This window comes from Citrobacter sp. KTE151, from assembly GCF_000398845.1.
Taxonomy (GTDB): domain Bacteria; phylum Pseudomonadota; class Gammaproteobacteria; order Enterobacterales; family Enterobacteriaceae; genus Citrobacter; species Citrobacter braakii.
Genome location: NZ_KB976064.1, coordinates 454,414 through 469,452 on the forward strand (window position 1 = coordinate 454,414; position 15,039 = coordinate 469,452).

General features: G+C 55.0%; 12 protein-coding genes. All 12 read left to right on the plus strand.

Going from position 1 to position 15,039, the window contains the following annotated elements; translation table 11 throughout:
* The first annotated feature begins 13 nt into the window (after window positions 1–13).
* The 12 genes from WC7_RS12555 (at window position 14) to WC7_RS12500 (ending at window position 14,588) form a co-directional block, all read left to right on the plus strand.
* The gene (locus WC7_RS12555) at window positions 14–982 is read left to right on the plus strand and encodes a Csu type fimbrial protein (RefSeq protein WP_016153351.1); all 969 of its coding nucleotides are present in this window, start codon (window positions 14–16) and stop codon (window positions 980–982) included.
* A 321-nt stretch (window positions 983–1,303) separates the two neighbouring features.
* Entirely contained in the window at window positions 1,304–2,578 is a 1,275-nt protein-coding gene (locus tag WC7_RS12550; RefSeq protein ID WP_016153352.1) for a Glu/Leu/Phe/Val family dehydrogenase, read from the plus strand.
* A gap of 325 nt (window positions 2,579–2,903) precedes the next feature.
* A complete protein-coding gene (dhaK, locus tag WC7_RS12545) occupies window positions 2,904–3,974 on the plus strand; it encodes a dihydroxyacetone kinase subunit DhaK (RefSeq protein ID WP_016153353.1) in 1,071 nt (356 codons plus the stop codon).
* 11 nt (window positions 3,975–3,985) lie between these two features.
* Window positions 3,986–4,618 (plus strand): dihydroxyacetone kinase subunit DhaL, encoded by a 633-nt coding sequence (dhaL, locus tag WC7_RS12540; RefSeq protein WP_016153354.1) that lies wholly within the window; start codon window positions 3,986–3,988, stop codon window positions 4,616–4,618.
* A 10-nt stretch (window positions 4,619–4,628) separates the two neighbouring features.
* Window positions 4,629–6,059 (plus strand): dihydroxyacetone kinase phosphoryl donor subunit DhaM, encoded by a 1,431-nt coding sequence (gene dhaM / locus WC7_RS12535; RefSeq protein WP_016153355.1) that lies wholly within the window; start codon window positions 4,629–4,631, stop codon window positions 6,057–6,059.
* Between the two features lie 171 nt (window positions 6,060–6,230).
* On the plus strand, window positions 6,231–7,943 hold the full coding sequence (locus tag WC7_RS12530) for an alpha,alpha-trehalase (protein WP_016153356.1): 1,713 nt from the start codon (window positions 6,231–6,233) through the stop codon (window positions 7,941–7,943).
* A gap of 208 nt (window positions 7,944–8,151) precedes the next feature.
* Window positions 8,152–9,174 carry an ABC transporter substrate-binding protein gene (locus WC7_RS12525; RefSeq protein WP_016153357.1) on the plus strand — a complete coding sequence of 341 codons (1,023 nt, stop codon included), beginning with the start codon at window positions 8,152–8,154 and terminating at the stop codon, window positions 9,172–9,174.
* A 26-nt stretch (window positions 9,175–9,200) separates the two neighbouring features.
* Complete coding sequence (locus tag WC7_RS12520) at window positions 9,201–10,160, plus strand: FecCD family ABC transporter permease (RefSeq protein ID WP_369707971.1); 960 nt, start codon at window positions 9,201–9,203, stop codon at window positions 10,158–10,160.
* A complete protein-coding gene (locus tag WC7_RS12515; protein ID WP_016153359.1) occupies window positions 10,157–10,918 on the plus strand; it encodes an ABC transporter ATP-binding protein in 762 nt (253 codons plus the stop codon). The genes WC7_RS12520 and WC7_RS12515 overlap by 4 nt, the downstream gene beginning before the upstream one ends.
* Before the next feature lie 9 nt (window positions 10,919–10,927).
* Complete coding sequence (locus tag WC7_RS12510) at window positions 10,928–11,740, plus strand: class I SAM-dependent methyltransferase (RefSeq protein ID WP_016153360.1); 813 nt, start codon at window positions 10,928–10,930, stop codon at window positions 11,738–11,740.
* Window positions 11,737–12,594, plus strand: a complete 858-nt coding sequence (modD, locus tag WC7_RS12505; RefSeq protein WP_016153361.1) for a ModD protein — start codon at window positions 11,737–11,739, stop codon at window positions 12,592–12,594. Before WC7_RS12510 ends, modD begins: the two co-directional genes overlap by 4 nt.
* Before the next feature lie 23 nt (window positions 12,595–12,617).
* Window positions 12,618–14,588: a TonB-dependent receptor plug domain-containing protein gene (locus WC7_RS12500; protein ID WP_016153362.1), complete on the plus strand. Its 1,971-nt coding sequence runs from the start codon at window positions 12,618–12,620 to the stop codon at window positions 14,586–14,588.
* Window positions 14,589–15,039: the final 451 nt, after the last annotated feature.

A 15,039-nucleotide genomic window follows, 5' to 3' on the forward strand; every position in this document is an offset into this window, starting at 1 on the left:
CAGGAGTGCGCTCATGAGGTTAAGGCATCTGTTACTCATCGCAGCCGTACTCTTTTGTCCGGCGATTAGCCATGCCGTAACCTGTTCGGTGAGCAATGTACAACCCATAAATTTGGGCTCAGTCAATCCGCTGTCTGCAACAGGCGCAACGTCATCAATGACGTTCAACTACACCTGCACCAAAGAGCTTGGCGACGCGCTGGCAGGGATCAACCTCTGTTTTAATATTGGCGCCTCAGCCGTCAGTGGCCAGGTGACACCCCGAAATATGTCATTAAACGGAACACCTGCCAGAACGCTGGCATACCAGCTTTACCAGGATGCCGGACACACCAAAGTCTGGGGGAGTCAGTATCAGTCGGGAACAACTTTTCCAATGGTACAGCTTAACCTGCTGAATCTGACGCCAGTGACGGGCTCACTCACGGTATCAGCACAGATTGTCACGCCACAAACCTCAGCGGTCCCCGGAAGCTATCAGGATAGCTATACGGCGGCGACAGCCCTTGTCACCCTCAATCCTGGATTGCTTTTCCCGCCGACCACCTGTGGCGATACCGTTGCCGCCAGGCTTCCCTTCACCGTATCGGCGACGGTCAGCAAACAGTGCAATATCACCTCTGCAACCAATATTAGCTTTGCGCCCGCCGGGGCGACCGGGCGTAACCTAACGGCTTCAAATACCGTGGGCGTAGCATGTTCCAATAACACGCCTTACACCATCGGACTTCAGCCCTCTAACGGCAATACGGCAGGCAGCGGCGTGATGGCCGGCACGGGGTCAAATACGGACAAGGTCCCCTACCAGCTTAGCTCGACGCCGGGGCCGTCCGGAACGGTTTGGGGCAATTCATCGCTCAATACTGTCGCGGGCAACGGTACGGGAACCACCACCACCTACCCGGTTTACGCCACCGTTCCCAGCGCGAACTACACGCCTGACAACTATGCTGATACCGTTACCATCGCCGTGACCTACTGACCCCAGCTTAATCGCAATAAAGCAAATACATTTTATTATCATATTATTTACTTTTAGAGGTGCGTCATAAATCTGACAAATTGCGATTTTTATAAATCATGCATATTAAATTACCCAGCCAGCAAAATTACCGAAATATAAGCACAATCAAAGAATAACCATTCACTTCTCAGCTAAAGCCCACACGCTTCATACCGATAAACCGTGTTAGCCGGACAGGCCATTCTATGAAATAAATGTTAAATTTAGGTTCATATGGTGTGATTCACTGTATACCACGGCCAAATTAAGAACATATTACTTTTATAACTAAGGTTTATCATGGATAAGTTATCTTACGCTTCAGATAGCAGCACATCTGCCTGGAATACCTACCTGCAACAAATCGAGCGTGTGGCCCCTTACCTGGGCGAACTTTCCCATTGGGTGGATACCCTGCGCCACCCAAAACGCGCGCTGATTGTCGATATCCCGGTGCAGATGGATGACGGTACTATCCGTCATTTTGAAGGGTATCGCGTGCAACATAACCTCTCCCGCGGGCCGGGCAAAGGCGGTGTGCGTTATCATCCTGATGTTGATCTTAATGAAGTGATGGCCCTGTCCGCATGGATGACCATCAAATGCGCAGCGTTGAACCTGCCGTACGGCGGTGCGAAAGGTGGCGTGCGCGTCGATCCGTTCTCGCTTTCCGAAGGTGAACTGGAGCGTTTAACCCGCCGTTATACCAGCGAAATCGGCATTATCATCGGGCCGCAGAAAGACATTCCTGCGCCGGATGTGGGGACTAACGGAAAGGTAATGGCCTGGATGATGGATACCTACTCCATGAACCACGGCACCACCGTGACCAGCGTGGTCACCGGTAAACCTATTCACCTCGGCGGCTCGTTAGGCCGTGATAAAGCCACCGGTCGTGGTGTTTTCGTCAGCGGTCTGGAAGTGGCGCGTCGTGCCAACATCGACGTTGAAGGCGCTCGCGTAGCGGTGCAAGGTTTTGGTAACGTCGGCAGCGAAGCCGCCCGCCTGTTCGCGGCAGCAGGAGCACGCGTGGTCGCGATTCAGGATCACACCGCAACGCTGTTTAACTCAACGGGTATCGACATGGCCGCGTTGTCTGCCTGGCAACTGGAGCACAAACAGATTGCCGGTTTCCCGGGCGCTGAAACCATTGCCAGCGAAGCCTTCTGGAGCCTGGAGATGGATATTCTGATCCCGGCCGCGCTCGAAGGCCAGATCACCCGTCACCGCGCGGAAACGCTGACCTGTAAACTGGTACTCGAAGGCGCTAACGGCCCAACCTATCCGGACGCCGACGACGTTCTGGCAAGCCGCGGTATCGTGGTTGTCCCAGACGTTGTTTGTAACGCCGGCGGCGTAACCGTCAGCTATTTCGAATGGGTTCAGGACATGGCTAGCTTCTTCTGGAGCGAAGAAGAGATAAACAATCGCATGGACAAAATCATGACCGATGCGATGGTACACGTGTGGGAAAAAGCGGCAGAGAAATCCTGCTCACTGCGTACGGCAGCCTACATTGTTGCCTGCGAACGCATTCTGCTGGCACGTAAAGATCGCGGAATTTATCCGGGCTAACGCCGAAATCGACCATGCCTACAAACCACCTGCTCTGCAGGTGGTTTGTTTTCCATAAACACCCGTGAATCAGCTTCCCGGCCAAATACGGCCCAACCTCTCATTTTCGCTGTTTTATGCACCATGACGTTCCAATACGGAACATTATTATGTTGCTACGTTTCGTATTGAAACGCCCATTACAGCAATTTTCTTTTGCCAACCCGTGTGCAAAATTACCTTATCGGCAGCGAGCAGTCGCCGTGGCGTTGTATAACCCGATACCCTACATCAGATGCCTGCCCGAATCTGGCAGCCATCCAGGACTGTCTGCGGAGCATAAATAATGAAAAAATTGATTAACCGTGTTGAAGACGTACTGACTGAACAACTCGCCGGACTGGCGAAAGCGTATCCTTCCCTGGCCCTGCATCAGGATCCGGTATATGTCACCCGCGCAGATGCGCCGGTGATGGGCAAAGTGGCGCTGCTTTCCGGCGGCGGCAGCGGACACGAGCCTATGCACTGCGGCTATATTGGTCAGGGCATGCTCTCTGGTGCCTGCCCGGGTGAAATTTTTACCTCACCCACGCCGGATAAAATGTTCGAATGCGCCATGCAAATTGATGGCGGCGAAGGCGTACTGCTGATCATCAAAAATTACACCGGCGATATTCTTAATTTCGAAACCGCCACCGAGCTGTTGCATGAAAGCGGCGTCAAAGTCACCACCATGGTAGTGGATGACGACGTGGCGGTGAAAGACAGTCTGTATACCGCCGGTCGTCGTGGTGTGGCGAATACCGTATTGATCGAAAAACTGGTCGGCGCGGCCGCCGAACGCGGTGACTCACTGGAAGTCTGTGCGGCGCTGGGTCGTAAACTGAATAACCAGGGCCACTCCATTGGGATAGCCATTGGCGCCTGTACCGTTCCGGCCGCCGGACAACCGTCGTTCACGTTGCAGGATAACGAAATGGAGTTTGGCGTGGGTATCCACGGGGAACCGGGCATTGACCGCCGCACCTTCACTTCCCTCGATCAGACCGTTGATGAAATGTTCGATACCCTGCTGGAAAACGGCAACTACAGCCGTACGCTCCGCCACTGGGACAACGTTCAGGGCGCGTGGCAGGAAGGCAAAGAAAGCAAGCGCGCGTTGCAAAGCGGCGATCGCGTCATTGCGCTGGTCAATAATCTCGGTGCGACGCCGCTGTCAGAACTCTTCGGCGTGTATAACCGCCTCGAAAGCCGTTGCCAGGACGCCGGCATCGTCATTGAGCGCAACCTGATCGGTTCTTACTGTACCTCTCTGGATATGACCGGCTTCTCAATCACCCTGTTACAGGTGGATGACGACACGCTGAGCTTATGGGATGCACCGGTTCACACCCCTGCTCTCAACTGGGGTAAATAAGGAGATACATGATGTCCCTCAACAGAACACAAATTGTTAACTGGCTCTATCGCTGCGGTGAGATCTTCACCACCGAAAGTGATTTTCTCACCGGTCTTGATCGTGAAATTGGTGATGCCGACCACGGTCTGAACATGCACCGTGGCTTTAGCAAAGTCGTCGAAAAGCTGCCGTCCATCGCCGATAAAGACATTGGTTTTATTTTGAAAAACACCGGCATGGTGCTGCTCTCAAGCGTCGGGGGGGCCAGCGGTCCACTGTTTGGTACCTTTTTTATCCGTGCCGCCCAGGTGACCCAGGCTCATCAAAGCCTGACGCTTGAGGAGTTGTATCAAATGATTCGTGATGGCGCAGAAGGTGTGATTAGCCGCGGTAAAGCTGAACCTGGCGACAAAACCATGTGCGATGTCTGGCTGCCGGTAGTGGAATCTTTACGTCAATCCTGCGAGCAAAAGCTGAGCGTGCAGGCGGCGCTGGAAGCGGCAAGCCAACAAGCGGAAGCAGCAGCGCAAAGCACCATCACCATGCAGGCCCGCAAAGGCCGCGCCAGCTATCTCGGTGAGCGCAGCATTGGGCATCAGGATCCCGGCGCAACGTCCGTAATGTTTATGATGCAAATGCTGGCTCAGGCGTCCAGAGAGTAAGGATAAAGCGATGGTAAACCTGGTTATTGTTTCTCACAGCGCCCAGTTGGGCGAAGGCGTCGGCGCGCTAGCCCGGCAGATGTTAATGGGTGATGGTTGCAAAATCGCTATTGCCGCAGGCATTGACGATCCTGAGAATCCGATTGGCACCGATCCTATCAAGGTGATGGAAGCCATTGAGTCCGTGGCCGATACGGATCACGTGCTGGTGATGATGGATATCGGTAGTGCGCTACTGAGTGCGGAAACCGCGCTGGAACTGCTCGATCCGGCCATTGCCGCCAAAGTACGTTTGTGCGCCGCGCCGCTGGTCGAAGGCACGCTCGCCGCAACGGTTAGCGCTGCCGCAGGTGCTGACATTGAGCGGGTCATCTGTGATGCCATGAACGCCCTCGACGCCAAATGTGAGCAACTGGGTTTACCTTCGCCATCTGCAGCAAAGCCGACATCCGCCGAATTCGCGCCCGATGCAGATGCTCATTCAGTGGCCATTGTGGTGAAAAACCCAAACGGCATTCATGTGCGTCCGGCTTCACGGCTGGTTTCCGCGCTGTCTGGCTTTAACGCCGATATGTGGCTGGAGAAAAATGGCAAATGCGTCGTCCCTGATAGCCTGAATCAGATTGCCCTGCTGCAGGTACGCTGTAACGACACGCTGCGCCTGATTGCCAAGGGCGAACAGGCAGAGGATGCGCTGGCCGCATTCAAACAGCTGGCGGCTGAGAATTTTGGTGAATCACTCGAGCCCGCGCATGCTGATACCGTAGTGACGAAGGTTCCCTCACAGGTCACGGGGACGGCATTCTGTTACACACCGTTCTCACCACAGGTAAGCCAGCAGCCTGTAGCCTCACTCCAGATTGAGCAGCAACGGTTACGGGTCGCTATCCAAAGCACGCTGAACGACTTAAGCGGGCTAACCGCGCTTGCAGAAGAGAGATATTCCGCAGATATCGCCGCTATTTTCTCCGGTCACCACACGCTGTTGGACGATCCGGATCTGTTCGATATGGCCTGTGATCTAATGCGTGAAACGCAGTGCAGCGCGGCCTGGGCCTGGCATCAGGTGCTGAGCGATCTCAGCCAGCAGTATTTACAGCTCGACGATCCTTACCTGCAGGCGCGATACATCGATATTGAAGATTTGTTGTCTCGTTCACTGCAGTATTTGACGGGAGAGACTGCACAAATTCCCGCGTTCATCCGCCCCACTATTTTGGTCGCGGAGGTCATCTATCCATCTACGGTGCTGCAACTCGATCCGAAGACCATCAAAGGCATCTGCCTGCGAGACGGGAGCGAAGCGTCTCACCCGGCGATTATCGCCCGTGCAATGGGGTTATGTTGGTTATGTCAGCAAGGCGAGGCCATCGAGAGTATCACGATGGGTGATACCCTGACCCTTGACAGCGTGGCCCAGCGGATAACCCGCGCGGGCTGATGTTGGTTGCACGCCCTTTCCCGACAAAGGGTGTGCATCTTTTCGATTCGCGTCGGGAAATGTCTGTTTATTCGCAAAATGGGGCGTCGATCACGCGCAACGGTCGATCCTGAACTAAGGTTTTCTCATGGTAAATGCCGCTGCTTCGGCACACCCTAAGGAGATTAACCGATGATAACGCCTGCAACTCGCCATCCAGGCCTGCTCTCTGTTGCAATAAAACTAACGCTCGCAAGCACCTTTTTTGCCCTTTCCTCTTTTGCCGTCAACGCCGAGGACGCGCCAACCGCAACGCCTCAGCCGCCTGATATTTTGCTTGGCCCACTGTTTAACGATGTACAAACGGCCAAACTGTTTCCTGACCAGAAAACCTTTGCTGACGCCGTTCCTAACAGCGATCCATTAATGATCCTTGCCGATTACCGGATGCAGAAAAATCAGTCCGGATTCGACTTACGTCATTTTGTGGAAGTGAATTTCACCTTGCCGAAAGCTGGCGAGAAATACGTCCCCCCAGCCGGGCAATCGCTGCGCGAGCATATTGATGGACTGTGGCCGGTACTCACCCGTTCGACAACCGACGCTGAAAAATGGGACTCTCTGCTGCCGCTCCCGGAACCGTATGTCGTGCCTGGCGGGCGTTTTCGCGAAATATATTATTGGGACAGCTATTTCACCATGCTGGGGCTTGCCGAGAGCAATCACTGGGATAAGGTCTCCGACATGGTGGCAAACTTCGCTTACGAGATTGATTCCTGGGGACACATTCCTAACGGCAACCGCACCTACTATCTGAGCCGTTCTCAACCGCCATTCTTTGCCTTTATGGTGGAACTGCTGGCGCAGCATGACGGGGATGACGCGCTGAAAAAATACCTCCCGCAGATGCTCAAAGAATACACCTACTGGATGGAAGGCGTCGAAACGCTCCAGCCCGGCCAGCAGAATAAGCGCGTGGTTAAGCTGGATGACGGCACCATTTTGAATCGCTACTGGGATGACCGCGATACGCCGCGGCCAGAGTCCTGGGTGGAGGATATCGCCACAGCGAAAAGCAATCCGAACCGACCAGCCACAGAAATCTACCGCGACCTGCGTTCTGCCGCCGCGTCGGGTTGGGACTTTAGTTCCCGCTGGATGGATAACCCCAATCAACTAGGCACCCTACGCACCACCAGCATTGTTCCAGTCGATCTCAATGCGTTGATGTACAAAATGGAAAAGATGATCGCCCTCGCCAGCAAGGCCGCCGGGGATAATGCTAAAGCTGCACAATATGAAGGCTTCGCTAATGCCCGACAAAAAGGGATCGAAAAGCACCTGTGGAACGACAAAGAAGGCTGGTATGCCGATTACGATCTGAAGAGCCACAAAGTACGTAACCAACTCACGGCCGCCGCCTTGTTCCCGTTGTATGTCAATGCAGCGGCAAAAGATCGCGCCAGTAAAGTGGCCGCGGCAACCCAGGCGCATTTGCTGCAACCCGGCGGCCTGGCCACCACGTCGGTGAAAAGCGGCCAGCAGTGGGATGCTCCCAACGGCTGGGCCCCGCTCCAGTGGGTCGCCGCATCCGGATTACAGAATTACGGTCAGGATAACGTCGCCATGGACGTGACCTGGCGATTCCTCACCAACGTGCAGCACACCTACGATCGTGAGAAAAAGCTGGTTGAAAAGTATGACGTGAGTAGCACAGGCACTGGCGGAGGCGGCGGCGAATATCCGTTGCAGGATGGTTTTGGCTGGACCAACGGCGTAACGCTAAAAATGCTCGACCTGATCTGCGCCAAAGAAAAGCCCTGTGACAGCGTGCCCGCATCGCGCCCGGCCCCGGCAAGTACCACGCCAGTCGAGCCTAAAAAACAGGCTCAGCCGACGTCTTAATGCCGTTACCTGAAGCGTTTTACTCCCCGAATCCGCGCTGCGTCGCGGATTTTTCCTGGCTTATATTTCGCCATTCCTGTTGTCTCTACGCCATCTAGCCCTTATGGGGTATTCCGGGTTTTCATCCGTGAGAAATTGATTCTGAACATGTTTTTATTCGCTGTATATGTAAATATATAGCGATTTTATCACCTTCAGGATAACAATTATGCCACTGACAAGACGGATGTTTGCCCAGCTTGTGGCATCTGCACTGCTGCTACGCCATCTTCCCGCCTTGGCTCAAACGCCGCTAACCGTTGCCGTTGGAGGCCACCCAGCGCCAGAGGCGACCCAACGCGTGGTCAGCGCAGGCGCACCCGCCGACATGCTGCTGCTAGCCGTCGCGCCGGAAAAACTGGTTGGTTTTTCATCCTTTGATTTTTCTCGTCAGACCGCCATCCCGTTTCACGAAGACATTCGGGCTTTACCGAAACTGGGCAAGCTGGCGGGGCGCGCCAGCACACTCTCGCTTGAAGCGCTACTGGCGCTTAAACCCGACCTGGTGATTGACTGCGGCAATGCCGATGAAACCTGGCTTTCTCAGGCCAGACAAGTGAATGCGCAAACGCAAATTCCCTGGCTGCTGATTAATGGCGAACTGCGGCTCAGCCCGCAACAGCTACTCGCGACAGGTGAAGCGCTGGGAGTCGCAACGCGGGCCAGGACTCAGGCCAAACTGGCCCAGCGTTTTATTGATGAAGCCCTCGCGTTTTCACACTCTCCCGCAGCAAAGCTGCGTTTTTATGCCGCGCGCGGCGCCCGCGGACTTGAAACAGGATTACAAGGTTCATTGCATACCGAAGCGGCAGAGCTACTGGGATTACACAATGTGGCGCAAATTCCTGGGCGGCACGGGCTGGCGCAGGTTTCAATGGAAAACCTGTTGAGCTGGCAGCCCGATATTATTCTGGTACAGGATGCCATTACGGCACAGTACCTGCGGGAAGATCCCGTCTGGCAAGGAGTCAAAGCGGTTGCCGATCGGCGCATTCTGTTTCTCAGCGGCCTGCCGTTTGGCTGGCTGGACGCGCCTCCCGGCATCAATCGCTTGCTGGGGTTACGCCGTCTGCATGCCTGGCTTGATCCACAGGTTGAAGCGGGCTTTAAAACCGATATGCAGCGCTACAGTGAACTGTTCTGGCACACCACGTTAAGCGACGCACAGTATCAACAACTGGTGAGCGTCTGATGAAAACATCTACCCTCGGTTTTCTGATGATTACGACGGTGGTGCTTTGCGCGAGCATCGCCGCGGTGTCGGGTGCTTATCGCCTCGATGCACAACAGGTCATTGATCTTATTGCAGGCAGGGATGGTGTCCCGATGCAGGACAAAATCGTCTTCTGGCAAATCCGACTGCCACGCATTCTGGCTGCATTGTTACTCGGCGCAGCGCTGGCTGGTGCAGGAACCACCTATCAGGGAATGTTCCGTAACCCACTGGTTTCGCCGGATATCCTCGGCGTGGCGGCCGGTGCCGGTTTGGGCGCCTGTACGGCAATCCTGCTGGGGCTACCAATCCTGTTTATTCAGCTGTATGCGTTCACTGGCGGTTTGTTAGTGGTCGCCGGTGTCTGGCTGATTACCCGGCGAGTCAAGCGTCACGATCCGGTGTTAACGCTGGTGCTGGTCGGGATTGCGCTGGGTACGGTCTGCGGCGCGGGAATCTCGCTCATCAAAACGCTGGCCGACCCGTATACCCAACTCCCGTCGATCACCTTCTGGCTGCTCGGCGGTTTATCGACAATTACTCTGCACGATCTGTGGTTCTCAGCACCGCTGATCCTTGCTGGACTGGTCCCGTTATTGCTGCTGCGCTGGCGCATGAACCTGCTCACCCTGTCGGATGATGAAGCCCGATCGCTTGGGATCAACGTCTCCCGACTTCGGCTGGGACTGATCGTCTGCGCAACGTTAGTCACCGCCTGTACCGTCGCCATTGCCGGCATTATCGGCTGGATTGGACTGGTGGTGCCGCACATCGGCAGACTCCTCAGCGGGAATAATCACCAGCAGTTACTGCCGGTGTCCATGGGGATCGGCGCCATTCTACTCCTGCTAACCGACACCCTCGCCCGCACGCTGAGCCGCACGGAAATCCCGCTGGGGATCCTGACTGCATTTATTGGCGCACCGTTCTTTTTGCTGCTTTTGCTGCGGGGAAACCGCCCATGACGCTATTACTCGTGCGCCACGCGTCGCTGGGATACAACAGTAAACAACCCGTGTTACGTGATATCTCCTTTCAGGTTTCGCCCGGTTCTGTCTGTTGTCTGATTGGTGCTAACGGCAGCGGTAAAACCACCCTGATGCGCACCATTCTCGGCGTTCTTCCGCCGCTTCACGGTGACATTCTGCTTGATGGCGTCGCGGTGAATCATCTCAGCGATCGGGAACGCGCCGCAGCCATCGCCTGGGTTCCTCAGGCGCACGACGGCGCGTTTGCCTTCACTGCGCTGGACATGGTGATGATGGGACTGGCCCCGCAACTGGCGGCATTTGCGGTTCCCGGCGCTAAAGAGCGTGAAATTGCGCATCAGCAACTGGCAATGCTGGAGATTTCTCACCTGGCACTTCGACGCTGGAACACCCTGAGCGGCGGCGAACGGCAACTGGTGTTGATCGCTCGCGCGCTGGCGCAACACCCGCGTCTTTTATTGCTTGATGAACCCGCATCCAGCCTTGATTTTGGGCATCAAATCCGTCTGCTCGACACGCTGGTGACGCTGAAAAATTCCGGTATGGCCCTGCTGATGTCGACCCATCATCCGTTGCACGCCCGGGCAATCGCCGACAGCGTGGTACGGGTTGAACCAAACGGCGAGGTGTCGCAGGGGCTGCCTGAACATCAGCTCGCCGCCGACCGCCTGGCCGCGCTATATCGCGTTACACCGTCACAAATTACCCACCATCTTTATGGTTCACTCAATTAAGGAATATTCATGCTCATTGACGACATTGATTTTGCCGATCTTTACCGTAAGCAATTACAGCTGGCGAACAGAACCGAGAAAAAGCCGGAGCACTGGGACAAACGTGCGGAAAAAATGGCGGAGAGTTGCGCTTCATTAACCGACAGCTATCTGCTGCAACTGCTGGGTAAAATCGACCTGCAAGGTGCAGAGTCGCTGTTTGATATGGGTTGCGGCCCCGGTACAGTCTCGCTGGCGCTGGCTAAAAAAATGCCAATAATTTACGGCGTAGATTACAGCCAGGGAATGCTGAGCGTAGCTGCCCGCCGCGCCGCACAAATGAACGCCCGTCACGTACAATGGGTGCAACGAGCCTGGGAAGAGCACTGGGATGATTTACCCCAGTGCGATATCGCCGTCGCCTCGCGCTCCACGCTGGTTGCCGATATGCGCCAGGCAATGAGCAAGCTGAATAATCAGGCCCGACTGCGGGTTTATACCACCCACCTCGTCAGTTCATCTTTCGTTTCTCCCACCATTCAGCGCGCACTGGGCCGCGAAGTGATTGAACTGCCCAACTATATCTATGCGCTTAATGTTCTGTATCAGATGGGGATCCACGCACACGTTGATTTTATCCGCGGTCCCAACTGTCAGCAGGACAACAGCACCTGGACGCGTTTTCTGGAAAACGTGCGCTGGAGTATGGGTGAACTGAGCACCGACGAGGTCGAACGTCTGGAAAACTGGTATCAACAGCAGGATCCACACGCTATTGCCCCCGCCAGCCGTGACTGGGCGCTTATCTGGTGGGACAGCATCCCGCGGGAGGCGCTGCGATGATCTACTTTTCGCAGGCGCAAACTGACGCGCTGCTGCTGGAAGATATTCAGGGCGGCGATCTGACCACCCGCGCGCTGGGTATCGGCGCCCAGCCAGGCGTCATCGAGTTTAGCCATCGCCAGGGCGGATGCGTTAGCGGTACCGCTGTTGCCAGACAAATGCTGACGTCATTGGGATTAACCGTCACCGATATTTTGTCTGATGGCGAACGGGCGAACGCCGGACAGCGACTGATTCGCGCACACGGACCAGCGGCGGCGCTGCACCAGGGCTGGAAAGCGGTACAAAATGTTCTGGAGTGGAGCTGCGGCGTATCGGGTTATCTCGTCGAGATGCTGAGCATGCTGCATCAACGCTATCCCGATGGGCAGATTGCCTGCACCCGCAAAGCCATTCCCGGTACGCGTTTACTGGCGACTCAGGCAATACTTGCCGCCGGGGGCATTATCCATCGGGGAGGATGCGCCGAAACGGTACTGCTGTTTGCTAATCACCGCCGTTTTCTTACCAACCCAAACGACTGGACAGGCGCGATTGCTCGCTTACGCAGCCATGCGCCAGAAAAAAAGATCGTGGTCGAAGCGGATACGCCAGATGAGGCATTGGCCGCCCTACGCGCCGCCCCTGATGTCTTACAACTCGACAAATTTACCCCCGAGCAGGCGGCAGAAATTGCCCGTCAGGCCCCTGCTCTGGCCCCCCATTGCACGCTGGCGCTGACCGGCGGCATTACCCTCGCCTCGCTGGCGGGTTATCTCGACTGCGGTATCAGACTCTTTATCACTTCCGCGCCTTACTACGCTCCACCTGCGGATATCAAAGTGAGCCTGAGCCCGGACGCACGTGGCCTATAACATCAAAAAATGGACTAAAAATAATGAATTTCAACAAAAGTTGTCTTTACACAGCCCTGTCGTTTGCTTTCGCGCACAGTGCTTTTGCTGGGCAGGAAAGCGAAACCATGACCGTCTGGTCTAGTCCGGTCTCCGCGGCAACCACCACGGTTCTCGGCCAGGAAACGATACAACAGCTGGATAAACAGAACGTGGCGCAGGCGCTGAGCGTCGTCCCCGGCGTCGTGCTGCAAAAGTCAGGCAACCGCAACGAGCAACAGGTAAAAGTGCGCGGGTTTGACAGCCGTCAGGTTCCCGTCTTTTTTGACGGCGTGCCGGTGTACATCCCCTATGACGGCAACCTCGATTTAGGCCGTTTTCTGACATCCGATATCGCTTCGGTTGAAGTCTCCAAAGGCTACTCGTCTCTGTTGCAGGGGCCAAACCAGATGGGCGGTGCCATCAATATCACTACAAAAAAACCGACCAAACCGCTTGAAGGCAGCATTGGCTATCGCCAGGGCTGGAGTCGCAGCAAAGACAACGCCCACGATATGCACGCTTCATTTGGCGCCAGTAACGATCTCGGCTATATCCAGCTCAGCGGCAGTCAGCTGAAGCAGGATTTTCTTGGGTTACCGCATGGCGTGGACAACCCGGTTGCGGACAGTCACGGCAAGATGATCAACTCTTCCGCTGATGACAAGCGTGGCATCGTGAAGCTGGGCTTTACCCCTCGTGGAGATGATGAATATGTGCTGACCTATATAAATCAGGATGGCGAAAAAGATAATCCACCGTACGCCGGAACCAGCAGCCAGAAATCACGCTATTGGCAATGGCCACAATACGATAAAGAGAGCTATTACTATCAGGGAACCACGCATCTGGGAGACCGTTTTACCCTGAAAAGCCGTCTGTATCGCGACACCTTTGAAAATACGTTAATGATGTACAACTCGCTGGCCGATCTGAAAAATAAGAAAGGCAGCTACAGCCATTATTCGGACTATAGCGATGGGGCTGGCCTGCAGCTCGCTGCGGATATGCGAGAAAACGATCTGCTCTCTTTCGCCGTGAACTGGAAGGACGATGTTCACCGCGAGAAAGGCGCACCGAATGCGGCTTACGACCGCTACGAAGACCGCACCTGGTCCGTAGCCAGTGAATACCAGTGGGCTGCGGCGGATAATGTCGATGTGGTGGCGGGAATAAGTTATGACTGGCGAGACAGTCTGGAAGGTATGAAGCACGAGAAAAACGGCAGCGTCACGCACTACGATGACAACAACCAGTCGGCCTTTAACTGGCAGGTGATGACCAAATACCACTTTGAAAATTCAGACACATTAGCGCTGTCTTACTCTGACAGAACGCGTTTCCCAACGTTAAAAGAACGCTACACGACCTCGAAACCGGCCTATAACCAGGTGGCCCTGGTCAATCCACAGCTTAAACCGGAGCGCGCCCGCAGCGTGGACCTGACATGGAATGGTTCACTTAGCCAGAACTGGGGATTCGAAGCCAGCGTGTATTACAACCGCATCAGCGACGCGATTCTTTCGCACAATATTGATGCCGACACCATCCAGAATCAGAACAGTGGTCGGGTGGATTACACCGGCCTGGATGCAGGCGTTAAAGGTAAAGTTTTTGATATGCTGGACGTCGGGCTGAGCTACGGCCTTATTCATGCGGACGCCAAACGCAGCGATATCGGTAAGATTACCGATCTGCCGACGCAAACCCTGACTGCCTGGATGACGCTGAAACCGTGGAAGCCACTCAGCATTACGCTGTCCGAAGAGGCCCGTTCGTCGAGCTATAGCAATACCGACGGCTCGCAGAAAGCCGCTGGTTTCGCCATTACCCATTTGCGCGCTGATTACGCCATTGGCCACGGGTTTAGCGTTAACGCTTCGGTCAATAACCTGTTCGATACGCAGTACGTTTACAGTGAAGGGTTTATTGAAGAGGGGCGTAATTACTGGGCGGGCATTGAGTATCAGTTCTGACTTAACAATGCAGAAAAACGGCCCCAATTCGGAAATACCAGTCAGTTAAGCATTATGGAGAACATGTGATTTCGGCTCAGGGTTCCGTTCACCTCAGTAGTATCACTTTTCTGAAGCGCTGATACCCGTGAACGTGCACGGTGCACTGACTTCCAGTTAACTCTGTTTTGCTGTTCAGATAAAAAACGCAGGTGGTCAGGTGTGGGCTGGTCCGGCTGAAAATTGCCGACGTGTTTCCGTAAGGCCGGGAGAACCCGCAGGGATGCGGGTTCAGGGCGCGTTTTGCAGGGACGCTACCTCGCGCCCGGCCCGGTAGCCTGGAGGAATAAACGGAGGGAACCGCGGAGCGGCAATTTTCCCGCCGGGAGCCGGGATTGTTAAGGGTACGGCGATTGTACCCTTAACACGTTCACAGATCGTATTGCCTCAGAGAAGTGATGCCACTGAGGTG